This is a genomic window from Streptomyces sp. NPDC026394 (assembly GCF_055567735.1).
Genome location: NZ_JBVHPX010000004.1, coordinates 356617 through 380643, shown reverse-complemented (window position 1 = coordinate 380643; position 24027 = coordinate 356617). Strand labels below are relative to the sequence as shown.

Genomic DNA, 24027 nt, shown 5'->3' with positions numbered 1-24027 from the left:
TCGCCGTGTACACATCCAGGTCGCCCTTACGGGGGGCTAGAGGGGTTCCTGATCACAAAAATGCATAAGAGCGACACGAGCTACACGCGTACCGGTTCGACCCGCGCCCGGCGCCTCGTCACGCACGGCATCGTCACCGCCACGGCTCTGGCCGCCGTCACCGGTATCGCAGCTCCGGCCGGCGCCTTCGCGGCTCCGTCGGCAGCGGCCAGCGCGGTGGATGTCATCCGTACCAGCGAGAAGGACCGGGTCAATGCGGGGCTGAAGATCGAGTACGAGGTGACTGCGGAGCAGCTCGGAGTGAGCGACCGCGACTTCATCATTGTCCTGTGGGACAAGGCCAGGGCCGCCGGTGGGAAGTGGGAGGCGGTACGCCAGGCAGCTGCGGACGCCATAGCCAGCACCTCACCCGACGATCACGTCCGCTTCATCACCACCGGCATCGGCGAGGCCCGCGAGCTCGACTGGAAGCGGGCGCAGGAGCAGGATGCTGCCGATCGCGTGGCCCGAATGATGAAGTCCCAGGCCCTGATCGCGGTGGGCATTCCGAACAGCCCGGACCTGCTGGTGCTCAGCGACGAGAACTTCATCCGCGCGATCATGCAGCATGATGCCGCTACGCCGGAGGTCAAGAAGGCCGCCTCTCGCGCTCTGGGAGACAAGGACCCGGCCGTCTGGCGCGCTTTCATCGCCAGCGGTGCTCGTGAGGCGCACGACCTCGACATGGAGAACGAGCGCAAAGAACTGGAGCGCAAGGACCGCGAGGCGGCCCAGCGCCAGGAGAAGCGGGATGCACGCAGGAGTGCCGCCTCCCTGTTCGATCGTGATCTCACCGAGGCCATGATGAACATGGGCGACGACGACTTCATCCGCATGCTGATCAACTCGCTGTCGGACGAGGCCAAGAGCTCCGTGAAATTCGAGTTGTACGACGCGGCTCAGAAGGCTCTGAACAGCTCCGATCCGGCGGCCTGGAAGACGTTCATCCACTCCGGCGCCAAGCAGGCTGACCGGCGCGATTTCGATAAGCGCGAAAAGAAGAAGGCCGACGAGGACGCCAAGAAGGTTGGCATCATCAAGGCCGCGGCGGAGCAGACCGGCGTGCGCCCCAACCTGGTCGCCGCGGCGGATAAGGCGCTCAAGGGCAGCCCGGCGGACGTCCGCGCGTTCATCGACAGTGGCCAGGACCGAGCCCTGCGTCAGTCCATCCAGCCTGTCAGCTCGAAGCTGAGCGGCTGGTACATCCGTCAGTCCAGCGTCGACGACGGTGACAGCTTCATCACTCCGGTCAGCACCAAGAGCAAGGAGGCCGACCGCGAGGACGCCACCTGGATAGTCAAGGACGCGCTGGCCAGTGCACCGGGTTGCTACTCCTTCGAGTCCGTTCGCAAGCCGGGCTCCTTCCTGTCGCTGAAGGACTCCCGGGTACGTATCGTTGCGAACGACGACACCCCGAAGTCCCGCAAGGACGCGACGTGGTGTGCGCGCAAGGGCCTAGCCGAGGGCGGCACCTCCTTCGAGTCCCTGTCCAACGAGGGCCACTGGCTGCGGCAGTACAAGGGTGACCTCTACGCGGCCGTCCAGAAGGGCAAGCGTGGCTTCGAGACGGGCAAGGACTTCGAGCAGGACGCCACCTGGAAGATGTCCACCCCGCTCGCCGACTGACCTCGGCCCACCAGAACCATCCGGCGTCACCGACGCCGTCATTTTGCACAGAAGAACGGAACACACGATGTCTCGGCCCATCCGAGCCGCACTGGCCACCGCCGCAGGTCTCACCGCGCTCGTCAGCGGCGCGACCACCGCTCACGCCGCCCCGGCCACTTCTGCCGCTTCCGCGCCTGCCGCGGTGAAGCTCCAGGTCGCACACAGCGGCAAGTGCCTCACCATCGCAGGCGGCAGCTTCCGCAACGGCGCAAACGCTGAACAGTCGACCTGCGTCGACGGTCTCGACAACCAGGCCTTCGAGCTCACCCCCGCCGGTGACGGAACCTTCGAGGTACGGGCGAAGCACAGCGGCAAGTGCCTCGAAGTGCGCGGCGCCGGGACCGCCGCGGGCGCCAACGTCTGGCAGTGGTGGTGCGGCGAGGGCGACCACCAGCGCTGGCGGTTCCGCCTGGTCGAGGTCTCCAAGGAACTGTTCGAGCTGCGTCCCGAGCACGTGCAGAACCAGTGCCTGGACGTCTACGACAGTCAGACGGCGGACGGCACCAACATCACGCAGTGGTACTGCAACGGCGGCGACAACCAGCGCTGGCGCATCCTGCCGGTGACCGACTGAGCTGTCGCCTGCCGACCGCCTACCCCTTGAAGTCAACTCAGTGAGAAGAGAGAACCACACCATGGCACGGATCACCCGAGCCGCGCTGGCCACGGTCGGCATGGTCGCCGCGCTGGTCGGCGGCACGACGACTGCCCACGCGGCGGGTGCCGCTCCCGCCCCGGTCGCGGAGACCGTCCAGTTCCAGCTCGCCGCCACCGGCAAGTGCCTGGACGCCTCGCCTTACACGGCGGGGGACCAGATGAAGGTGCAGCAGCTCTCCTGCAACGGTGCGGAAGCCCAGAAGTGGCGCGTCGTGCCCGCCGAGGAGTCCACCTTCGAGCTGCGCAACATGGTCAGCGGACGCTGCCTGGAGGTGCGCCGGTCGCAGCTCCAGTCCGGCGCCGAGGTCTGGCAGTGGCCCTGCAACGGAGGCAAGCAGCAGCGCTGGACGTTCGGTCTCCTGGACCCGATCAACAAGCTCTACGAGATCCGTCCCACGCACACCGGTGACCAGTGCCTGGACATCGGTCACGCCCAGGACACTGAAGGTGCCGCGGTCTGGCAGTGGAAGTGCAACCAGGGCGCCGCCCAGCAGTGGCTCATCCAGCCGGTCAATTGACCGGCTGAGCCGTGCTGTCGGCACGGCGGACACCTGCCGTGAGAGACAGTGCCGTACCGATCCAGCGGCGACGGCACTGTCCTCACGTTCGCATCTCTTTCACGAATTTCACGTAACCGGTTGCAGCCATGCCGTGCTGCCTGCCGGTTTTCTTCTCCAAGGGGACTTGAGTGAGACGTCAGTGGTGGATCGCCCAGGCGTTGACGTGCAGCGTGCTGGCCGGCGCGAGCGCCGTCGCGGGAACGGCGCCGGCGTGGGCCGAAGCTCAGGGGGGCGTTGCGGCAGCCCGGAGCCAGACTTTCGCTCAGGAGTCCGACGCGACCGCGCTCATGATCGCCGAGGCGGCCGAGAACGCGCGGAAGGAAGTGCATCACTATGCGCTGACGCATCCGTTCGCGGAAGTCCGCGTATCGGCCTGGAACGCTCTGCGGAGCGAGGATCCGGAGGCGATCGAGAAGTGGCTGGCGCCCGACGGCGGTTACGACTTCGCCAGTAACCGGGGACGTACCCTCCGGTCCCGGAACAAGGCGTTCATCGAGCGGGTCGTCCGTACGCACCCCAAGAGCTACTCCCCCGAGGTGCGGGCGGCTGCCGAGAAGGCACTGAAGGGCACCCCGGACCAGCAGGCTGCATTCGTTCGCACGGGATACGCCGAGGCCCAGAAGCGTGACCGCGCCAAGCGTGACGCCGACACCCAGCACAAGCAGGAGGTTGCTGCCGCGGAGCGCGAGTTCGTGCGCGATATCGCCGAGAACGACCCGGGCCAGAACGTACGGACGGCGGCGCAGTGGGCACTGCGGCCCGGTGCCACGGATGACGACATCGCGGAGTTCTACGGCTACGGCTGGGCGTCCGGCGCCACGCTGGACCTGGAAGGCCTTCGGTCGCGGATCGCGGAGGCCGAAACGCGCCGCCACTACACGCTGACCCGGCTGATCCGGGTAGCCGTGGCGACCGAGGAATCCGTCAAGGGCAGCGCCGACGCGGCGAAGGCCCGAGCGGAAGCCGAACAGGCCTGGCGGGCCGTGTCCGAGCACGCCGACGCCGCCCACAGGGCATGGCTGGCCGAGCAGGCCGCCGCCGAGACGCAGGTGAAGAACTGGCGGGCCATCGCCGAGCGGGCCAAGAACTCCGCCGCGGACGCTTGGAAGAACATCGCCGAGCCGGCCGAGAGCAACCGCGCGGCATGGGACAAGGAACTGGCCGATGCCGCCGAATCGACTGCTTTCTGGCAGAACATGTTCGACCGGGCCAAGGAAGGCGAGATCCGGGTCAAGGGCTGACCTTCCTCTCTCTTCTCTACTGCCTTTTCCAACTTTCCCGCACCTGCCCTGCCCGGACGCCGTGCGTATCCGGGCAGGGCAGGGGTTATTTCTGTACCCACTGACTGAGGGGGGTTCTTCCCTTGATAGGTAGATTCCGGCCCAGAGCCGGACGATCACGCACCGCGGTGACCGGGACCATGTCCAAGGCGGTTTCCGCGGTGGTTGCCATGGCGGTGCTGGGCACGACGGCGACCGAAGCCGTCGCCGCCGTGCCCGCCACACCCGCCCGGGCATCGTCGTTCGCTCAGGCGATGGCGACGCTCGACGCGGCCACCGCGTCGCTGCCGAAGCCCGGGGCCACGACGAAGGAGCCAACCGAATCCCGGCTCGCACGGCTCAGCGCGGAGCGCGACCGCCAACTGGTCCAGGACATCGCGGACTGGGACCCGGACGAGGAAGTCAAGGAAGCCGCCAAGAAGGCCCTGGAGAGCGACGACCCGAACGCCATCCGGGAATTCCTGGAGCACGGCGAGGACGAGGCCCGCAAGCGCGCCAAGGAAAACAAGACCGACCACGACGCCGAGAACCGCAAGAAGATCGAGGCGATGCGCGGCACCGGCGGGCCGCACTTCAACGCCGAGGTCGAACGTGTCCTGGGCCCCAAAGCCACGGCACAGGACCGCGAGGCCTTCCTGGAATACGGCGCGCAGATCGCACGGGACCAGGACGAGAAGGACGAGAAGACCGCCAAGGAGCGCGCGGCCGAACTCCGCAGGCGAGTGGAAATGCTCGCCACGGTCGGCGGCACCCATGTGCAGGCGGCCGCCAAGGCCGCACTCGCCACCGGCACCGACGCGGCCATCACGGAATTCCTGAACAAGGGATACCTGGTCGCCGCACAGCAGGACGCCGATGACCAGGCAGCCCACGAAAAGGCCCTGAAAGAGGAACAGGAAGCCGCCGACAAGCTGGCGGAACTGGCCAAGAAGACCAAGCGCGCGGCTGAGGCCCGTACCAAGCTGATCGGCTTCCACGGCGACGCCGTCAAGGCCCTCAAGAACGCGTCCAACGCCATGTCGTCGGCTGCCAGGGCCGCGCGTGAGGCCGACCGGATGCTCTCGGCCGACCGGGCCGGCCAGCGCCTGTCCTCGTACGACGAGGTCAAGGCCGAGGTGGCCCGTCAGGTGAAGTACGCGACCCAGGCGGCCGAGGACGCCCGGCAAGCGGCCGCCCAGGCCAAGATCCAGGCCGACGTGCTGGCGGAGACCGGGCTCACCCACGGCACCGAGTGGTCCGAGGTCGCCTCCGGCATGGCGGCCGCCGCGGACGCGGCGGTCAAGGCGAGCGAGACCGCCCAGCACGCCGTGGACGCCACGGCCGCCGACGCCGCGGCGCTCAACTCCAAGAATGCGGCCCAGGCGCACGAGCAGCAGGCAAAGCAGTGGCGCGCCAACGCCGAGCAGCACGCCAAGGCGGCGGCCACGATGGCCGCAGCCGCCGAGAAGCAGGCCAAGATCGCGGCGGATGCGGCTGCCCGGGCCAAGACGGCCCGTATCGCGGCGGAGAAGGCCGAAGCGGAGGCGTGGGAGCACGCCAAGAAGACCCGTGCGGCCCGCCTCGAAGCCGAGCGGCAGGCGAAGATCGCCGCTGAGCAGCGTCAGATCGCCGAGCGGGAGCGCGCGCTGGCCGCCCAGGCACGGAAACGCGCCGAGAGCGAGCGCGACGCCGCCGCCGCGGCACGGGCCCGCGCGGAAAACGAGGCCCACACCGCCGCCGCCCTGCGGGCCCAGGCTCAGTCGGCCGCCGCCACCGCCGCCTCGGCGCGCGCGAGCGCCGCCGAGAAGGAGGGCATCGCGGCCAAGGCCGACGAGGCGGCCCGCGGTGACGAGCGCGCGGCTCACGAGGCCCGGGACAAGGCCTACCAGGCCGAGCAGAACCACCGGGCAGCAGAGGCCAAGGCCCGGGCCACCGAGGCGATGGCCGCCTCGGGTCGTGGCACCATTCACGCCGGTGAGGCGAAGGCCGCGGCGGACTCCGCCCGCCAGGACGCCAACACCGCGGGCGCGGCGGCCACCCAGGCACGCAGCGCCGCCGACGGCGCCAGCGGCGCGGCCGTACGCTCCCGTGCCGCCGCCACCGAAGCCGCCGGACACGCCGCCCGGGCCCGCGCCGCAGCGGCCGAGGCCACCGCGCACGCCGCCCGGGCCAATGCCGCCGCGAACGCGGCCGAGGCCGCCGCCGCCAAGGCCGACGCCGCGGCCAACAAGGCCGAGTCCGAGGCCGCCGCCACGCACGCCGCGGCGCAGCGCGCCAACGCCCAGGCCGCCGAGGCCACCGCTCAGGAGGCCCGCGCGGGCATCGCCGCCCACGAGTCCGCCCGCCAGGCGGACCTGGCCATGCGGGAGGCCAAGAACGCCCTCAACGCGGCCAACCGCACCAAGGAGGAAGCCGAGGGCGCGGTCCGCGAGGCCGCGATGGCCCGGCTCCAGGCCACCACAGCAGTACGGGCGACGGCGGCCGCGCGCGGCACGGCGGCCGGCATCGCCGACCCGGCCAACACCGCCATCGAGATGACCGCGCCCTTCGCCGGCTCGGACGTCGACGCGGACTTCGCCGCCGAGGTGGCCAAGGCCGCCCTGGAGACCGGCCAGGAACAGGTCGAATCGGCCGAGGCCAAGGCCGCCGAGGCGCTCAAGGCCGCCAAGGACGCCGAGGACGCGGCCAAGCGGGCCAACGCCCAGGTGGCGCCCGCCTTCAAGGCCGCCGCCGACGCTGCGAACTCCGCAGCGAACGCTGCACGTTCGTCCGCCGACGCCATGAAGTCCGCCGCCCAGGCAGCCGACGACGGTGCCAAGGCCCGGGCCGCGGCAGCCAGCGCCAACAAGGCCGACGCCCAGGCCCAGGCCGACGCCCAGGCCGCTCGCCAGGCCGCCAACCGGGCCTACGCCGACGCCAAGGCGGCCCGCGACGCAGCCACCGCGGCCGAGGCCGAAGCCGCCCGCGCCCGCGGCGCCGCAGCCGAAGCCACCCAGCACGCCAACGCCGCTGCAGCCGCCGCTACCCAGGCCGAGCACGATGCCTCGGTCGCCCAGGGCGCCGCCACGCAGGCCGAAAGCGACGCTGCCGCCGCCGGCAAGCTCGCCGACTCCGCCGAACAGCACGCCAAGTCGGCGGAAGCATTCGCAAAGAAGGCCAACGAGTACGCCCAGGAAGCAAAGCAATCAGCCGAAAAGGCGGAGGCCTACGAGCGGGAACAGGAACGCAAGCGGCGCGAGGCTGCACTGAAGGAAGAGGGCAGCAAGGGCGAACTCGGGCAGCTCACCTCGGCCGAAAAGGAAGCGCTCAAGGCCGACGGCGTACCACCCGAGGAGCTCGAAGCAGCTCTCACACTACTGAGAGAGGGATTTGTCGGCTTCGTCAAGGAGGAAGGCGGTAAAATCCTCGTCGAACTCCTTGGCCTTGACGACATCAAGAAGTGCTTCACCGAAGGAGACATCGAGAGTTGCATCTGGACACTCGTCGGCGCCCTTCCGTGGGGCAAGGCCCTCACCGTCGTCGAGAAGTTCCCGGCAATCTCCAAGTCCGTCTACCGCATCGTCACTGGAATCAGCGGATTCATCGAGAAGTCCGACAAGGCAAAGAAGCTGATCGGCAAGGCCGAGACGATAATTGAAAAGCTCCGCAAAACGGGCTGCTTCAGAGAAGACAAGAAAAACAGCTTCACCCCGGGCACTCTGGTGCTGATGGCCGATGGTGCACGTAAGAAGATCGAGGACGTTCGCGTCGGCCAGCAGGTTCTCGCAACCGACCCGGCAACCGGCCGGACCGAGGCGCGCGCTGTCACTGATGTGATCCTCGGTGAGGGACAGAAGCGTCTGGTGGATGTCGCCATCGATGCCGACGGTTCAGCTGGTAACGCCATCGGAACGATCAAGGCGACTGATGGCCATCGCTTCTGGTCCGCCAACCGCGGCCAATGGGTAGAGGCCAAGGATCTCAAGGCGGGCGACCGACTCCGTACCGTCGACGGTGACCCGCGGGACGTCGTCAGCATCCGCACTTGGACCGAGGTTCGTAAGGTCTACAATCTCTCTGTCGCTGGCATCCACACGTACTACGTACTCGCGGGGGCGACGCCGATCCTCGTGCATAACGAGGATCCCTGCAACGGTGGACTCGGAGGACTGGTTAAGGTAAGCAAGCCAGACGCCGCCGCCGATGCTCTTGCGCAAAAGCTCGGAGGCGAGTCTCGGGTCCGCTTCGCGAATGATCCTGCCGGAAGGGAGTTTGACGCGATAAGCGATAAATATGTAGCGCAATCAAAGCCGGCTGGGTTCCGTATGGGCAGCGCATTCAGAAACCAGGCGAAGGCTACCTTCGAGGCGGCGGTCCAGTCCGGTCGAACTCCATACTTCCACTTCGAAGGGCCGCCGGATCCTACTGTAATCTCCAAGCTGCAAGAGTATTCGCAACGCTACGGCATTAAAGCGGTAATCGATACTGATCCACTGGGATGACGAAATGTATGAGTTTCATGGGTGGTTCGGCATTGCGGAGACGCCGGAAGAGGCCGATGCCGGCTCGCTCTCGGAAGGCGTGGAGGACCTGCGGAGTCGGATTGCCGTGCTTCAGTGGGCAACGGCAGAAGTGCAGCTGAAGTCCTACAACGGGCAGCACTTTCTGATTGCCACTGGGCTGGTCAATCGGCGGAGGGACGAGGCCGCTGAGCTCAATGATCTTTTGGATCACGTGGCCGCCCGTTTCCGCGGGGCTTGGGGGCTTCTGTATGAGCGCTCGGACGACTTTATTGGCCAGCCGGGCTATGGAGCCTTTCGGGTGCGCGTCATGGCGCGAGGTGCTCTCATTGATCGCCTCGATCCTTTCCTGTCGCCCTGCATCCCTACAATTGAAGATTAGTCTCAACTTGCGCGAGGAACTGACGGGTGCCAGCAGCCTTTAAATGTTAGGGTTTTGAAGAGCTGTTAAGAATTGCCTGGCACCGTCAAAGGCCCCACCGGATAAGAAATCCGGTGGGGCCTCTTCTCGGGTTCTGACGGCAATGACAGCAGACAGTTGCTCCGCACAGTGGCAGGCAGCGAAGCGCTCGACGGAGAGGATCCGGTGGGCAGGTGGCCGGGACAGCGGACTACGGCATCACTGCCTCAGAACGGTGAGTGACACTGGTCCCTCGCCGAGTTGTGTGGCAGTTCTCGTGCCGTTCGGCCGGTACCGTGCCCGCTGACCTTCACGCCGCTCACCCCCGATCAGCCAACGAAACCCCGAACCGTCCCTCCCTGTCCGTCCACCACCGGCTCATCTCGAACCCGGCGGCCTTTAGCTCGTCCCGTACTCCTTCCTCCCGGAACTTCGCCGAGATCTCCGTCCTGATCTCCTCGCCCTCCGCGAAGGGCACGGCCAGATCCAGCGCCGGGATCTTCACCGTCAGTTCCTTCCTCGCCCGCAGTCGCATTTCGATCCACTCGTGTTCGGCGTTCCACAGCGCCACATGTTGGAAGTCGGCCGGGTCGAAGTCGGCTTCCAGTTCTCGGTTGATGACGTGGAGGACGTTTTTGTTGAAGTTGGCGGTGATGCCGGTCGGGTCGTCGTAGGCGGCCAGCAGGGTTGCTTCGTCCTTGACGAGGTCGGTGCCGAGGAGTATGGCGTCGCCGGGGGAGAGGAGGTCGTGGGCGGAGCGGAGGAAGGTGGCGCGTTCTTCTGGGAGGAGGTTGCCGATGGTGCCGCCCAGGAAGGCGAGGAGGCGGGGGGCGGGGGTGGCGGGGAGGGCGAAGCCCTGTTGGAAGTCGGCTACCAGGGCGTGGACGGTGAGGGAGGGGTGGAGGGTGAGGAGGGTTTCGGCGGCGGAGGTGAGGGCGGATTCGCTTACGTCGACGGGGACGTAGGTGTGGAGCTCGGGTAGGGCCGCGATGAGGTGGCGGGTTTTGTCGGAGGAGCCTGAGCCGAGTTCGATGAGGGTTCGGGCGCCGGTGGCGGCGGCGATTTCGGGGGAGCGGTTGATGAGGATTTCGCGTTCGGCGCGGGTGGGGTAGTAGTCCGGCAGGGTGGTGATCTCGTCGAAGAGTTCGCTGCCGCGGGCGTCGTAGAACCATTTGGGCGGGAGCTGTTTGGGGGTGCGGGTCAGGCCGTGGGCGACGTCGGCGCGGAGCGCGGCGGTGGTGGCGTCGGCGGGCAGGGTGCGGGTGACGGTGAGTGAACTCACGCGGCGGGCTCCTTGAGCGGGGTGAGGAGGACGTCGGTGGGCGTGGCCGCGAGCAGGGTGTACGCGGGGACCTCGGTCCAGTGGGGGGAGCCGTCGTACGGCTCGGAGGCGACGGTGGTGCTGCGTCCGGGCTCGGCGAGGTAGTAGAGGGAGTCGCCCCAGGCGGTCGCGGCGATGGTGGCGCCGTCGGTGAGGAGCAGGTTCAGCCGGGCGCCGGGCGCGGCGGCGGACACCGCCGTGACGGTGTCGGCCAGTGCCTCGGCGGGGTCCAGGCCGGCGCTGAGCCGGTGGTGCACCAGCGCCCAGAGGAAGGCTGAGTCGCAGCGGGCCGGGAGGGAGAGGAGTCGTTGTGGGGGCAGGTCGGCGGTCAGGTTCGCCAGGGAGCCGGGCCAGCCCGGGACCGCGCCGTTGTGGCTGAAGAGCCAGGGGCCGTCGGCGAACGGCGCGGCGGCCGCCTCGGCGTCCGCGCCGGCGAAGGTGGCGTCGCGGACGGCGGCGAGCAGTGCGGTGGTGCGTACCACCCGCAGCAGGTCCAGGATTCCGGTGTCGGCCCAGATGGGGCCGCCTTTGCGGTACCGGGCGGGTACCGGGTCGCCGGGCGCGTACCAGCCGACGCCGAAGCCGTCCGCGTTGACGGTGCCGTGGATCTGGTGGCGTGGTTGCCACGACTGGCGGTACAGGCCGTGGGAGGGGGCGGTGATCAGGGAGCCCAGGGGGACCTCCGGCCCCAGGTAGGCGATGTGTCGGCACATCAGTACCGCCCCCCGGGAGCGGGAGCGAGGGTGGGGGTGGGGGTGAGAGCGGCTTCGGGGGCGGGGTATGGCGTCGGACTTCCCGGTTCGGTGTTCTGTGACGGACGCCGAGGGCCGGTGCGCTGTGACGGAGCACAGGGGTCGGTGCGCTGCGCCGGATTCCGGTGCCCGGTGCTCTGTGCCGCCGGGCACCCCGGTGCGACCGGGGCCCTCATGCGCCCACCGGATCGGCGTCGCGGGCGGTGCGGAAGCCGGCGAAGATCTGGCGCCGTACGGGCAGGTCCCAGTTGCGGAAGGTGCCCCGGCAGGCCACCGGGTCGACGGCGAACGAACCGCCGCGCAACACTTTGTACGGCCCGCCGAAGAACACCTCCGAGTACTCGCGGTAGGGGAAGGCGGCGAAGCCGGGGTACGGGAGGAAGTCGCTCGACGTCCACTCCCAGACGTCGCCGATGAGCTGGCGTATGCCGAGGGGGGACCCGCCGTCCGGGTAGCTGCCGACGGGGGCGGGGCGCAGGTGTCGCTGGCCCAGGTTGGCGTGGGTGGGGCCGGGGTCCTCGTCGCCCCACGGGTAGCGGCGTGACCGGCCGCCGGCCGGGTCGTGCCGGGCGGCCTTCTCCCACTCCTCCTCCGTGGGCAGCCGCCGGCCCGCCCATCGCGCGTACGCGTCGGCCTCGTACCAGCTCACGTGCAGGACCGGTTCGTCCGGCGGTACCGGTTCGGTGACGCCGAAGCGCCGTCGCAGCCACTGGCCGCCCTCGTGGCGCCAGAACAGCGGGGCGTGCAGGTGGTGTTCGCGGACGTGGTCCCAGCCTTCGGGGGACCACCAGCGCTGTTCGTCGTAGCCGCCGTCCTCGATGAAGTCGAGGTACGCGCCGTTGCTCACCGGTGTGGTGTCGATGAGGAAGGCCGGCAGGAGGCGGCGGTGGGCGGGTCGTTCGTTGTCCAGGGCCCACGGTTCGGTGGAGGTGCCCATCGTGAACGGGCCTGCGGGCACCAGTACTTCGGCGGGCAGGGGGCCGTCGGTGGTCCGCGGCGGCTCGGGGGCCGTCAGCGCGGCCGGGCCGTGCCGCAGTTGGTGGGTGATGAGCATGGTCTCGTCGTGCTGCTGCTCGTGCTGCGCGATCATGCCGAAGGCGAAGCCGGAGTCGAGCAGCGGTTCGCCGCGCAGCGGGCTGTGCTCCAGCACGTCCAGGACCCGGCTGCGTACGTCCGCCACGTAGCCGTGTGCCTCGGCGGGCGGCAGCAGGGGCAGGGACGGGCGTTCGGCCCGCGGGTGCTCGAAGGCGTCGTACACGGAATCGATGTCCGGGCGCAGCGCGTCCCGCTTGCCGACCGCGCGCAGCAGCCACTGCTCCTCCTGGTTGCCGATGTGGGCCAGGTCCCAGACCAGGGGCGACATCAGCGGGGAGTGCTGGGCGGTGAGGTCGTGGTCGTCGACGCAGGTGGTCAGCGCGCGGGTGCGGTCACGCGCGGCGAGCAGGGCGCGCGCCGCGCGTTCCCGGAGCGCTTCGGGGTCATGGGACTCGGGGTCGTGGGGCAGGGAGGTCACAGGCTGTCCTTCCCGAGGGTGAGCTGGTCCTCGTACGCGGCGTCCGCCGGGACGGTGGGAGGCGCGGCTGCCGGTTCGGGAGGCCCGGCCGGTTCCGATGGCGCGGTTGCCGACTCCGGCGCCGCGGCGGACGTCCCAGGCGGCCCGGAGGCCGTCCCAGGGGCCCCGGTGGCAGGGGCCGACGATCCGGAGGCAACCGGGCCGGGTGGCTCAGCCTCCGTCGCCGTCACCGGTCCGGGTGGCGCTGCGTCTGTCGCCGTCGCCGGTCCTGGCGGCACCGTGTCTGTCGCCGTCCCCGAACCGGGCGGCGCCGCGTCCGCCGTCGCCCCCGGTCCGGGTAGCACTGCCTCCGCCGCCGCCCCCGGTCCGGGCGGCACCGTACCCGCCACCTGCTCCCCGTACGCTCCCTCCAGCAGATCGTCCGCCGGGCACCGCCCCCGCGCCACGTAGCGTTCGGTGAAGCGGGCGACCGCTTCGCTCACCTCGGCCGGAGCGCCCAGCCGGGGCAGTGCCTCCTGCGCGATGGTGAAGCAGGCCAGCGCGGCGGCCCGCAGTTCGGGGTCGGTCAGTGCGCCCCGGGTGGCGTGCCGCCACAGCGGGTTGCGCGGCGCCGGACGGGAGCCGGCCGTCTCGGCGAGGGGTTTGACCACGCGGTACGCGCTCTCGGCGGCCTCCGGGTCGTCGAACAGCGCGGCCGTGACGGCCAGCGGCACGATCCAGCCGCCGTCCCCCGGCTGCGCGTCGATCATGCGCAGCTCCAGGTGCCCGCGCGGCCGTACGGGCGGGAAGAGCGTGGTGACGTGGTAGTCGAGGTCGTCCGCCGTCGGCGGACGCGGCGCACCCGTGCGGACCCAGTCGCGGAACGTCAGCCCCTCGGGGGCGTCCCACGGGCCGTCGTCGCCGCGGACGCACATCACGGGCGCGTCCAGGACGTAACCGGCCCAGGCGGCGCGCGGGTCGGGGCCGTCGGGTGGGGCGAGGGTGCGGGCCGGGTCCATCTGCGACCACACCACCTGGCGGGTGGAGCGGTAGCCGGTCGGGCACCCCTCGCTGACGGGGGAGTTGGCGAAGGCAGCGAGCAGGACCGCGCCCAGCAGGTGGGCCAGCCGCCAGCGGCGGCCGAGCCCGAGCGGGCCCGGCTCCTCATGGCCGGCGTCCAGGCAGACCTGTACGGACGCGGTGCCGCACATCATGGATCTGCCCGCGTGGCCCCAGCGGTCGAAGTACGCCTCCATGGCGTCGTAGCGGGGTTCGGTGAGCACCCGCCGCGGGGGGTGCCAGGGGTTGTGGCCGTGGCCCGCCATACCGAGGCCCATCTCCCGCATCGCGGGGCGGACCAGGGCCAGGTCGGCCGAGACGGCTTCGATGCACGCGGTGAGGGACGTGGCGGGCAGCGAGCTGAGCTCCAGCTGTCCGCCGGGTTCGAAGGTGAGGGCCGACCGCAGGGGGAGGGCACGCAGTGCGGTGGCCGCTTCGCGGTGTCGTACGGGGTCGACGGGACATCGGGGGTTGCGGGCGTCGTGGACGAGCCACTCGATCTCGACACCCAGGCGGCGGGGTGGTCCGGTCTTGAAGCAGATGCCACGCAGGTGGGCCTCCAGCTCCGCCTCCGTGACCGCCGGCCGTGCGGGCATGGGCTCCAACTCCCTCGGATCGGGACGACGGCTGCCGTCCGACGGCGGAATTGCCGCCCTCCACCTAAGCGGGTGCGGGCGGTGCACTCAAGGGCACATTCTCGTCGCCGGGGTGCCGGTGCGCGAGGGCACCGGCCCGGAGCGGTGCGGGACCGGGGCCGGTGCACCCGCGTCTGCCTGGGATTTTCCGGCGGTGACGGGTGATGCGGAGGGTTCGTTTCTTTGTGCGAATTTGGGGAAAGTGGATGCGGAGGACGCCGAGGCGTGCCGGGGACGGGCTGGAGGTGCGCCGGGCGCCGGGTCAGGCTGCCCAGGCCCGCCGTTCCGGGCCGCGTGGGTCGTCGGTGAGGGTCCACTCGGTGTCGATGCGCATCGTGGTCCGGCGTTCGGTGTCGTACGGGGCCCAGCCGGGGCTGCCGGTCGCGGCGAACCGGACCCAGCTCCCGTGCATCCGGGCGGCGAGGTCGGCGAGGTCCGCGGACGGCGCGTCGGGGCCGAGCAGGCCGCCGGGCCCGCGCAGGCCGGGCAGGTCCGTGCGGTCGAAGACGAAGGGGAGCTCCACGGCGTGGGCGGCGCCCAGCGTTCCGTCCAGGGCCCGGGAGCGCCAGGCGAACTCGTACCCGAAGGTGGCGGCCCCCGGGTGGGCGGCGTGCGCGGAGGCCAGGGTCCAGCTCCCCGCGCCGAACAGCGCGTCGCCCATGACGGCGGACCGCAGCGCCCCGGCGGACGCCGCGGGACGCGTCGTCCGGTACGTCTCGACGAGCCGCGCCGGGTCCGGGTGCGCGCGGGCCGCCGCCGCGTCGACGTCCGCTGCGGTCGAGCTGGTGTACCGGCCCACCGGAGCCAGATAGAGATTTCCCTCCTCGGTGTTGGTCCCGATGAGCAGGTCCACGCCGGAAGCGGCCCCGGCGGCGACCGACGCGGCCGGCTGGGTGTCCAGGACCAGACTGAACGGGCTGAGGCCGAACAGCGGGTCGTGGTGGGTGGCGGTCCGCAGGCAGATGCCGGCGAGCCGGGCAGCGGTCTCGACCAGTCGGGCGTCGTCGAGGTAGGCGAAGGCGTCGGCGTGCGGCTCGACGCCCAGGTCCGCGGCGGCCGCCCGGGTGACCCGGGCGGCCTGCTCGGTGGTGAAGGCCCCCAGGCCGCTGCCGCTCTGGACGATCGCCCGGCGGACGAGGCCGGCGGCCTCCGGGGCGGCGAGCACGCCCCCGACGACGGTGGCCCCGGCGGACTGGCCGAAGAGGGTGACACGGTCGGGGTCACCGCCGAAGGCGGCGATGTTCTCCCGTACCCAGCGCAGCGCGGCGACGACGTCGAGGAGGCCGCGGTTGGCGGGGGCCCCGGGGAGGTCCAGGAAGCCCGCGATGCCGAGCCGGTAGTTCAGCGTGACGAGGACGACGCCGTCGCGGGCGAAGCCGGCGCCGTCGTACAAGGCGGACCGCGTCGATCCGGCGACGAACCCGCCGCCGTGGACGAACACCATGACGGGCAGGCCGCCACTCGCGTCCTGCGGCGTCCGGACGGTGACGGTGAGGTAGTCCTCGCCGCGGCTCCAGCCGGCGCCGAAGTACGGCGTCATGTCCAGGCTGCCCAGGTCGCGCGCGGACTGCGGTGCGTTGGGGCCCGGCGTGGTGGCGTCCCGTACGCCGTCCCAGGGCGCGTGCGGCCGCGGCGGCGCGAACCGGCCGGGGCCCACCGGCGGGGCGGCGTAGGGAATGTCCAGGAAGACGGCACTGCCGTTCTGGCGCAGGCCGCGGACCGCTCCCTGGGCGGTGGTCACGACGGGGGCCGGGTGGTGGTTGTGGCGCACAGGCATGTCTTTCAGGTCGCTTCGGTCGCTGTTCTCCGCAGGTCTCTCCGGACCCGGCAGTTCCTCGGGTTCCTTGGGTTCCTTGGGTTCCTCGGGTTCCTCGGGTTCCTCGGGTTCCTCGGGTTCCTCGGGTTCCTCGGGTTCCTTGGGCACCTCGGATCCCTCCGTGCCCTCCGGGCTCTCAGTCCCGCTCGGTGTACGGCGTGAACGGGGCCCACCCCTTGATGGCGAACGCGCTCCCGTCGCGTACCACCTCCGCGGCGCCGTGCCCGCCCAGGTGCGCGGGGATGACGAGCGCGTGGGTGTCGGCTGCCCGGCCCAGTACCTTGCGCCGGGTGGCGCGGGCGCCCGCGGGGTCCTCGCAGAAGCAGCTGTTGGCGTCCGGTGCGAGGATCTGCGCCGGGCTGTGCAGCAGGTCGCCGACGAACACCGCGCGGTCGGTGCCGGACGCGAGGGTCAGTACGGAGGAGCCGGGGGTGTGCCCGGGGGCCGCGTCCAGACGCAGATTCGTGTCGATACGGTGGCTGTCCTCCCACAGGTGTGTCAGCCCCGCCGCGTGCACCGGAGCCACGCTGTCCTCGAACACGTTCTGATTGCCGCGGCCGAGTACCGGCTGATGGCCGTTGGCCGGATTCCAGAAGTCGAAGTCGTCCTTCGGCATCAGGTACGTGGCATTCGGAAAGGTGGGAACCCAATTCCTGCCGTCCAGGTACGTGTTCCAGCCGACGTGGTCGACATGCAGGTGCGTGTTGATGACGACGTCGACGTCCTCGGGTGCGACACCGGCCCGGGCCAGAGCGGCCAGGAAGCCGGTGTCCAGCCGGCTCCAGACCGGGGAGTACGGGCGTTCCTTGTGGTTGCCCACGCCGGTGTCGACCAGGATCGTCTTCCCTTCGCTGCGCAACAGCCAGGTCTGGATCGCGGAGTTGACGATACGGGTGTCGGGGTCCAGGAAATCCGGGGACACCCAGGAGGAGTTCTTCTCCCACACCTCCTCCGGGACGTCGGGGAAGAACGTGTCCGGCGTCATGTCGACCGGGCCGAAGTATTCCCGGACGCGGGTGACGGCGACGTTTCCGAGTTCGATGGTTTCCGGGCGTGGGTCGATGTGTGTGTCGATGCGTGTGTCGTGGATTGTTTCCGTGCGTGTTTTCATGCGGTGCCTTCGCGAATCCGTGGGTTTTCCCGGAACCGTACGAGCGGACCCGCCGCGTGAGGTATCCGTCAGGTGACTGCACCCACATCCGCACCCACATCCGCACCCGCACCCGCACTCGCACCCGCTCACGGGCGCCGGTCGCGCCGCTTGTAGCCTGGGTGCGACGAGGCACGACGGCTCCATCCGGGAGCCCGCACTCCTGGAGACGGCGTGGACGAGCATCGAGCGGCCGCCGGCACGGTCGCAGGGTCGGCGCCGATTCCGGAGGACCGCATCGTCGGCCGGGAGGCGGAACTCGCCCGCCTCTTCCGTACGGTGGACTCCCGGGCAGGGCATTCCTGGGCGGCGGATCCCGGTACGGCCGATTTCCGTACGGCGGATTCCCGTACGGCGGACCCGGCCGCCGCGGCCGGTCCCGTACTGGTCCTCACCGGCGACGCGGGCATCGGCAAGAGCGCGCTGCTGGACTCCGCGGCACGCCGCGCGGCGGCCCGGGGCGCCCGCGTCCTGCGCGCCTGCGGGAGCGAGTCGGAGGCGGATCTCGCCTTCTCGGCGCTGCACCAACTGCTGTGGCCGGTACGGGCCGAGGCGGACGCGCTGCCGCCGAGGCAGCGCGCGGCGCTGCACGACGCCTTCGGTACCGGGCAGGACGCCGCGTCCCCCGACCCCCTGCTGACCGGGCTCGCCGTCCTGGGCCTGCTGTCGGCGCTGGGCGAGCGGGGCCCCGTACTCGCCGTACTGGACGATGCCCAGTGGTGCGACCGCGCCTCCCTGGACGCCTTGGCGTTCGCCGCGCGACGGCTGGCGGACGAACCGGTCACGGTGCTGGTCGGCGCCCGCACCGGCGACTGCCTGCCGGGCTTCGACCGCCACGTGCCCGTGCTCACCCTCGGCCCGCTCGACGACGTGGCGGCGCACCGCCTGCTGGACCTTCAGCCGCAGCGTCCCACCGGACGGACCAGGACCCGCATCCTCGACCAGGCCGCCGGCAACCCCCTGGCACTGGCCGAACTGGCGCGGGCCGCCGCCGTCATGGAGACCGGAGCCGCCGGGGAACCGCCGTCCGCCGGTCCGCTCCCGCTCACCGACCGCCTGGAACGGCTCTTCGCCGCCCGCCTGCACGGCCTCCCGGCCCGTACGACGCGGGCGCTGCTGCTCCTGGCCGCCATGGACACCGCCGACCACGCCGCCGTACCGGCCGGGCTGCCGCACGCCGAGGACGACGCCTGGCTGCCCGCCGAGCAGGCCGGGCTCATCCGCCGTACCGGCCGGGACACCCGCTTCCGCCATCCGCTGGTCCGGTCCGCCGTCTACCATGCCGCGCCCTTCGACGCGCGGCGCGACGCCCACCGCACGCTCGCCGGGATGCTGCCGGACGCACCGGACCGGCGCGCCTGGCACCTCGCCGCCTCCTCCGGACGCCCGGACGCGGCCGTGTCGGCCGAGCTGGAGCGGACCGCGGACCGGGCCCGCCGCCGGGGCGGCCACGCGGCAGCGGCCAAAGCGTTGCAGCGTGCCGCGGAGCTGGCCCCGCGGCGCGCGGACAGCGCTCGGCTGCTGGTCGAAGCCGCCGGCGCGGCCGTGTTCACCGGGGATCTCGCCTGGGTCGAGGAACTGGCCGCCGCGGCACGCGCCCGTACCGACGATCCGGCGCTGCTGGCCTCCGTCGCGGCACACGCCGGCCGGCTGGCGACGCTGACCGTACGCCACAGCGTGGTCTTCTCCCGCCTGGCCGGCGCCGCCGAGGAACTGGCGGCCGGGCAGCCCGCCGTGGCGCTGGACCTCCTGGCCGGGGCCGCCGTGGTCCGCTTCTACTCGGGGGAGGAGTGCCGGCGGCGCCGTATCGAGGACATACTGCGGCGCATTCCCGAGCAGGCGTCACAAGACTGGCTGCGTGCCTGGGTGCAGGCCGTGTCGGACCCTGACGGCGGGCGGCCGCAGCTTCTCCGTTCCCTCTCGGCGTCGATGGCCGAGGCGGAACACCGGCCCGGTCGGCTCACCGCTCTCGCGGTCATGGCCTGGCTCCTGGACGAGACCCCGCAGGCAGCGCGCGCCTTCGACGCGGCCTTCGACCGCTGGGAGTCGCGCGGCCCGCTGCCTGCGGGCCTGGGTGGCGCCGCCGCCTGGACCTACGTGGAACTGGGCAGGTGGGGGCGGGCCCGCGAGGCCTGCGCACGCATGACGGCGGTCGGCGCCATGGCGGGCCTCGACCACGCCGTGGCGTGCGCGGCAGCGGTGGACGCCGTCGTACTGGCCCACCAGGGCGACGCGGCAGCAGCCCGCGCCCGCGCCGACGACGCGCTCGCCCTGATCGACCCGTTGGAGAGCCGCTCCGTCACCGTCTACGCCCGTCGCGCACTCGGCGCCGCAGCAGCCGCGGAAGGGGCGTACGACACCGCGTACGACCACCTCCGCGCGGCCTTCACGGCGGACGGCGCGCCGCTCCACTACCACGCGTCCTGCCCAGCCCTCGCGGACCTGGCCGCAGCGGGTGTGCGCAGCGGCCGGCGCCCGGAGGCCACCGTGGTCGTCGAGCGCTGTGCGCGCACACTCGGGGAGCACGCCTCATCCCGGCTGCGCGCGCTGCTCAGCCGGGCCCGTGCTCTGCTGGCGGCGCCCGAGGACGCCGAGCCGCACTTCCGGGCGGCCCTGGCGGATCCGGTGCTCGCCCACTGGCCTTTCGAGCGTGCCCAGGCCCTGTTGGACTTCGCCGAATGGCTGCGGCGCCGACGGCGTATCGCCGAGGCGCGGCCGCTGCTCGTCGAGGCACTGGAGACGTTCCGGCGCCTGGGAGCACGTCCGTGGATCGACCGCGCCCGGACCGAATCGCGTGCCGCCGGGCTCGATGTCACGGCACCGGCCCCTGACGCGCTCGCCGAACTGTCCCCGCAACAACAACAGATCGTCGGACTGGCGGCCCGCGGACTGACCAACCGTGAAATCGGCGAAAAGCTCTTCCTCTCCCCGCGCACGGTCGGCTCGCACCTCTACCGCAGCTTCCCCAAGCTGGGCATCACCGCACGTTCCCAGTTGCGCGACCTTGTCGAGGGGGCGCGCACGGGGCCGGCTGACGTCGGCGGCCGGTGAGCGTGCCGCGGTCAGCCGGTCAGCCGGTCAGCCGGTCAGCCGGTCAGCCGTTCAGCCCGGCGGTCGGTCCTCCGGTCGGCCAGTCCGCCGGTCCGCCCGAGCGCGCGGCACCGGCACGCTGATCGCGGCTCACGTACGCTGCTTCCGGCCGCCGCGAGCAGGGGTTCCGGCGGCCTCGCGGGCACCGCCGTACGCATGGGCGGTGGCCGGGCGCCGCACGGGACGAGGGGACGCGATGACGAGTACGAAGAGCGGCGGCCGCGGCAAGGCCGCGAGGCCCCTGGCGGTCTTCGACCTGGACGGCACGCTCGCCGACACCGGGCACCGCCAGCACTTCCTGGAGCGCCGGCCGCGCGACTGGAAGGGCTTCTTCGCCGCGGCCCCGGACGACCCGCCGCTCGCCGCGGGTGTGGAACTGGCCCGGCAGAGCGCCGAGGAGTGCGAGGTCGTCTATCTGACGGGCCGCCCCGAGCGCTGCCGCCGGGACACCCTGGCCTGGCTCGGACAGCACGGGCTGCCCGAGGGGCGGCTGTACATGCGCCCGAACGAGGACCGGCGTCCCGCCCGGTACACCAAGCTGGAACTCCTGCGCCGCCTGGCGGCAGGCCGCGAGGTACGCCGAGTCGTGGACGACGACGAACTGGTCTGCGACGCCTGCGAGCAGGCCGGCTACCCGGTCGTACGGGCCCGCTGGGCCGTGCCCTCCACCGACCTGAAGGACGCGCAGGAACGTGAGGGGCGTACCTGACCTCCGCGCCGCACCCGCCGCCGGTGATGGTGACCGTGCGTGATCTACTGTCGGCCGTACCACCGATCGACGCGACACCGAGGCCATGACCGACCACTGCTGCGACCTCATGCGGAACCAGGCGGATGCCGTCTGCGACCGGCACGACGACCCTTTCGCCTGCCCGGACGCCCTGATCCGCTTCAGTGCCAAGTTCCGCGAGTACGGCCTGATCATCCATGACGGCGGTACGTCGAGCATCACCATCACGTTCTGTCCCTGGTGCGGACGGCGGCTCCCCGAGTCGCAGCGGGACCGGTGGTTCGACGAGCTGGAACGCCGGGGGATCGACCCGTGGGAGGACGAGGTCCCCGCGGAGTTCGAGGACGAACGCTGGCTGGCCTCGCCTCTCCAGGAATAGCGCCACCGCACGGCACGACGCCGCACCGGCCCGCACCACCACCCCTTCACCTCTCACCTCGCACCCCTGCACCTGGCCCGACATGCTTGCGATGGCGGTAACCCCCTGAGAGGGTGAGCCGCGCTGGCTGGTGGTGGTGCGCCCGCGCCCGGCCGAGGTACGGCGGCCGCGCCCGGCGACGGTTCCAACGGCTCGGAAGGGAACGGACGGTGGACGGTACGACCACAGGTGTGGCCCAGGTGGACGGCGTAAGGCTGCACTACACCCGGGCGGGCTCCGGCCCGCTGGTGGTGCTGCTGCACGGCTGGCCGCAGACCTCCCGGTGCTGGTGGCCGGTCCTCGGCGAACTGGCCAGGGACTACACCGTCGTCGCGCCCGACCTGCGCGGTTACGGCCGCAGTGACAAGCCGACGACCGGCTACGACAAGCGGCGGATGGCCGCCGACATGGCGGGTCTCGTCGAGTCGCTGGGGTTCGAGCGGGCCGCCGTCGTCGGGCACGACCGGGGTGCCAGGGTGGCCCACCGCTGGGCCCTGGACCGGCCCGAACAGGTGGCGCGGATCGCGCTGCTGGACATCGTGCCGACGCGGGAGATGGTGCGCCGCACGGACGCCACGGTCGCCGCCGGATACTGGCACTGGTTCTTCCACCTCCAGCCCGACCTGCCGGAGCGGCTGGCCGGTGCGGATGTCCGCGGCTATCTGGAGTACTTCTTCGAGCGGTGGACCCACAACCGGCACGCGCTGACCGACGAGGCCGTGGACGCGTACGTGGCGGCGTTCTCCCGCCCCGGCGCGCTGCGCGCGGGCTTCGACGACTACCGGGCCCTGGAGACGGACACCGCCCTGGACGACGCGGACTTCGCCGAGGGGCGGCTGCTGACCGTCCCGGTCCTGGCCCTGTGGGGAGCGGCCGGCCTGCCCGCGCGGCTGCCGACGCTGGACATCTGGCGGGACCATTGCGCGCAGCCGGAGCTGGTGACCGGCGCGGAGATCGCCGAATGCGGTCACTTCATCGCGGAGGAGGCCCCGGAAGCGCTGCTCGCGCATCTGCGTACCTTCCTGCCGAAGACCGCCTGACGGCCGCGGTCCGCCCGACGTCCCGTCAGGGGCGCGGCGGCGGGCCGCCCGTGGTACGGGCGCCGCGGCTTGCGCCGGCGTGCGTCGCCCGGGCGGCCGGACGTCGGCACAGAAAACGGACGATCCCCCTCCACAACTTGTCACAGGCACGAAGACGCTATTGGATCAGGGGCACCGACTGCGTACTATGCGCCATAGTTGATCAATCAAAGACCGACATGTCTGTTTCCCTATCCGGCCGAATGTGCCGTGACGCTGCTGAGAGGTGGTCAGGCGTGGGACCCGAGCTGACCGTTCCGCCGACCTACTCGCCCATCCCGCCCGCCGTCCACCCCCGGCACGTGGAGATCGAGGCCCGGACGACTGCCTGGGCGAATCGTTTCTCCATAGGGTCGGACGAACTGCGCGGACGGCTGGTCACCCACGGGATCGGCGGCTTCTCGGCCCGCATCCTGCCGGACGGCCGCGAGGAGGTCGTCTCCCTCCTCGCCGACTTCGTCCTGTGGCTCTTCGGCGTCGACGACGGCTACTGCGAGGAGAGCGATCTCGGCCACGATCCGGGCGCGCTCACCGGCGTACTGCACCGGCTGCTGCGCGTCGCGCAGAATCCCGAGGCCCCTGTCCTGCCGGGCGACAGCCTCGCCGAGGGTTTGCGCGACCTGCGGCACCGCGTCGCCCGCCACGGCACGGTGGGCCAGGCCGCGCGCTGGATCGACGCCCTGCGCGAATACTTCTTCTCCGTGGTGTGGGAGGCGTCCTACCGGCGCTCGGGCGCCGTGCCGAGCCTGCCCGACTACACCCTCATGCGGCTGTACGACGGGGCGACCTCGGTCGTCCTGCCCATGCTGGAGATGGGGCACGGCTACGAACTCCAGCCGCACGAGCGCGATCACAGGTCCGTGCGGGCCGCAGCAGAGATGGCCTCCTTCATCATCACCTGGGACAACGACATCTTCTCCCACCACAAGGAGAGCCGGGGGCCGGGCTACTACCTCAACGTGCTGCGCGTCCTCCAGAACGAGTACGGCATATCCCAGGAGGAGGCCCTGACCACGGCGATAGCCCAGCGGGACCGCGTGATGACGCTGTTCATGCGCCTGAGTGCGCACCTACAGCAGCAGGCCAGCCCGCAGTTGCGCCAGTACCTGCACAATCTGGGCACGTTCATCCGCGGGTCCCAGGACTGGGGCATCACCTCCCTGCGCTACACCACCCCGGACGACCCGGCCCGGCTGCCTTCGACGTTGCGCTCCACCCCCACCGACGACAGCCGTGCGCCGCTGGACATCCCGGTCATCTCCTGGTGGTGGGGTCTGGTCCCGGCCACCCCCGCTCAGGCGCGTGGCGCGGCGGACGACGGCGCACGCGCGCACGCGTGGGCGGCGCAGCCCACCGGCTGATCGCGGTCCTGGCGGGGGCGCCCCGCCGTCCGGCCCTCGCCC

General features: G+C 71.2%; 16 protein-coding genes and 1 pseudogene. 11 read left to right on the top strand and 6 right to left on the bottom strand.

What is annotated here, in order from left to right; all coding sequences use genetic code 11:
- Positions 1-60 precede the first annotated feature (60 nt).
- The 6 genes from ACZ4QV_RS13020 to ACZ4QV_RS12995 all read left to right on the top strand — a co-directional run bounded on the left by ACZ4QV_RS13020 (position 61) and on the right by ACZ4QV_RS12995 (position 9064).
- Positions 61-1665, top strand: coding sequence for an AbfB domain-containing protein (locus ACZ4QV_RS13020; protein ID WP_361635393.1), 1605 nt, complete (start codon positions 61-63; stop codon positions 1663-1665).
- Between the two features lie 67 nt (positions 1666-1732).
- Positions 1733-2281, top strand: a complete 549-nt coding sequence (locus ACZ4QV_RS13015; protein ID WP_361635390.1) for an RICIN domain-containing protein — start codon at positions 1733-1735, stop codon at positions 2279-2281.
- A 61-nt stretch (positions 2282-2342) separates the two neighbouring features.
- Positions 2343-2882: an RICIN domain-containing protein gene (locus tag ACZ4QV_RS13010; RefSeq protein WP_361635387.1), complete on the top strand. Its 540-nt coding sequence runs from the start codon at positions 2343-2345 to the stop codon at positions 2880-2882.
- A gap of 329 nt (positions 2883-3211) precedes the next feature.
- Positions 3212-4165 (top strand): ALF repeat-containing protein, encoded by a 954-nt coding sequence (locus tag ACZ4QV_RS13005; protein WP_361635384.1) that lies wholly within the window; start codon positions 3212-3214, stop codon positions 4163-4165.
- Positions 4166-4344: 179 nt separating this feature from the next.
- Positions 4345-8664 (top strand): restriction endonuclease fold toxin, encoded by a 4320-nt coding sequence (locus ACZ4QV_RS13000; protein ID WP_467762889.1) that lies wholly within the window; start codon positions 4345-4347, stop codon positions 8662-8664.
- A gap of 4 nt (positions 8665-8668) precedes the next feature.
- A complete protein-coding gene (locus ACZ4QV_RS12995; RefSeq protein WP_361635378.1) occupies positions 8669-9064 on the top strand; it encodes an Imm7 family immunity protein in 396 nt (131 codons plus the stop codon).
- A gap of 337 nt (positions 9065-9401) precedes the next feature.
- Here ACZ4QV_RS12995 and egtD read toward each other — a convergent pair whose 3' ends face one another.
- The 6 genes and pseudogenes from egtD to ACZ4QV_RS12965 all read right to left on the bottom strand — a co-directional run bounded on the left by egtD (position 9402) and on the right by ACZ4QV_RS12965 (position 17268).
- On the bottom strand, positions 9402-10364 hold the full coding sequence (gene egtD / locus ACZ4QV_RS12990; RefSeq protein WP_361635375.1) for an L-histidine N(alpha)-methyltransferase: 963 nt from the start codon (positions 10362-10364) through the stop codon (positions 9402-9404).
- The gene (egtC, locus tag ACZ4QV_RS12985) at positions 10361-11116 is read right to left on the bottom strand and encodes an ergothioneine biosynthesis protein EgtC (protein WP_467762888.1); all 756 of its coding nucleotides are present in this window, start codon (positions 11114-11116) and stop codon (positions 10361-10363) included. Before egtC ends, egtD begins: the two co-directional genes overlap by 4 nt.
- 211 nt (positions 11117-11327) lie before the next feature.
- Positions 11328-12668, bottom strand: a complete 1341-nt coding sequence (egtB, locus tag ACZ4QV_RS12980; protein ID WP_361882246.1) for an ergothioneine biosynthesis protein EgtB — start codon at positions 12666-12668, stop codon at positions 11328-11330.
- A 395-nt stretch (positions 12669-13063) separates the two neighbouring features.
- Positions 13064-14302, bottom strand: a pseudogene (egtA, locus tag ACZ4QV_RS12975) (ergothioneine biosynthesis glutamate--cysteine ligase EgtA); the annotation flags it as partial.
- Positions 14303-14603: 301 nt separating this feature from the next.
- Entirely contained in the window at positions 14604-16118 is a 1515-nt protein-coding gene (locus ACZ4QV_RS12970) for a carboxylesterase/lipase family protein (protein WP_467762920.1), read from the bottom strand.
- A gap of 175 nt (positions 16119-16293) precedes the next feature.
- Positions 16294-17268: an MBL fold metallo-hydrolase gene (locus tag ACZ4QV_RS12965; RefSeq protein WP_361614487.1), complete on the bottom strand. Its 975-nt coding sequence runs from the start codon at positions 17266-17268 to the stop codon at positions 16294-16296.
- 213 nt (positions 17269-17481) lie between these two features.
- Here ACZ4QV_RS12965 and ACZ4QV_RS12960 point away from each other — a divergent pair, with 213 nt between their 5' ends.
- The 5 genes from ACZ4QV_RS12960 to ACZ4QV_RS12940 all read left to right on the top strand — a co-directional run bounded on the left by ACZ4QV_RS12960 (position 17482) and on the right by ACZ4QV_RS12940 (position 23985).
- Complete coding sequence (locus ACZ4QV_RS12960; protein ID WP_361614485.1) at positions 17482-20358, top strand: helix-turn-helix transcriptional regulator; 2877 nt, start codon at positions 17482-17484, stop codon at positions 20356-20358.
- Between the two features lie 235 nt (positions 20359-20593).
- Positions 20594-21106 carry a phosphatase domain-containing protein gene (locus ACZ4QV_RS12955; RefSeq protein WP_361590181.1) on the top strand — a complete coding sequence of 171 codons (513 nt, stop codon included), beginning with the start codon at positions 20594-20596 and terminating at the stop codon, positions 21104-21106.
- An 85-nt stretch (positions 21107-21191) separates the two neighbouring features.
- Positions 21192-21506 (top strand): DUF6980 family protein, encoded by a 315-nt coding sequence (locus tag ACZ4QV_RS12950; protein ID WP_361590178.1) that lies wholly within the window; start codon positions 21192-21194, stop codon positions 21504-21506.
- 209 nt (positions 21507-21715) lie between these two features.
- Positions 21716-22585: an alpha/beta fold hydrolase gene (locus ACZ4QV_RS12945; RefSeq protein ID WP_361147876.1), complete on the top strand. Its 870-nt coding sequence runs from the start codon at positions 21716-21718 to the stop codon at positions 22583-22585.
- 275 nt (positions 22586-22860) lie between these two features.
- A complete protein-coding gene (locus tag ACZ4QV_RS12940) occupies positions 22861-23985 on the top strand; it encodes a selina-4(15),7(11)-diene synthase (protein ID WP_361147874.1) in 1125 nt (374 codons plus the stop codon).
- Positions 23986-24027: the final 42 nt, after the last annotated feature.

Excerpts from the sequence above, each read along its gene's own strand:
- ACZ4QV_RS13020 (WP_361635393.1), top strand. The coding sequence starts at position 61 with ATGCATAAGAGCGACACGAGCTACACGCGTACCGGTTCGACCCGCGCC.
- ACZ4QV_RS13015 (WP_361635390.1), top strand. The coding sequence starts at position 1,733 with ATGTCTCGGCCCATCCGAGCCGCACTGGCCACCGCCGCAGGTCTCACC.
- ACZ4QV_RS13010 (WP_361635387.1), top strand. The coding sequence starts at position 2,343 with ATGGCACGGATCACCCGAGCCGCGCTGGCCACGGTCGGCATGGTCGCC.
- ACZ4QV_RS13005 (WP_361635384.1), top strand. The coding sequence starts at position 3,212 with ATGATCGCCGAGGCGGCCGAGAACGCGCGGAAGGAAGTGCATCACTAT.
- ACZ4QV_RS13000 (WP_467762889.1), top strand. The coding sequence starts at position 4,345 with ATGTCCAAGGCGGTTTCCGCGGTGGTTGCCATGGCGGTGCTGGGCACG.
- ACZ4QV_RS12995 (WP_361635378.1), top strand. The coding sequence starts at position 8,669 with ATGTATGAGTTTCATGGGTGGTTCGGCATTGCGGAGACGCCGGAAGAG.
- egtC (WP_467762888.1), bottom strand. The coding sequence starts at position 11,116 with ATGTGCCGACACATCGCCTACCTGGGGCCGGAGGTCCCCCTGGGCTCC.
- ACZ4QV_RS12970 (WP_467762920.1), bottom strand. The coding sequence starts at position 16,118 with ATGCCTGTGCGCCACAACCACCACCCGGCCCCCGTCGTGACCACCGCC.
- ACZ4QV_RS12965 (WP_361614487.1), bottom strand. The coding sequence starts at position 17,268 with ATGAAAACACGCACGGAAACAATCCACGACACACGCATCGACACACAC.
- ACZ4QV_RS12955 (WP_361590181.1), top strand. The coding sequence starts at position 20,594 with ATGACGAGTACGAAGAGCGGCGGCCGCGGCAAGGCCGCGAGGCCCCTG.
- ACZ4QV_RS12950 (WP_361590178.1), top strand. The coding sequence starts at position 21,192 with ATGACCGACCACTGCTGCGACCTCATGCGGAACCAGGCGGATGCCGTC.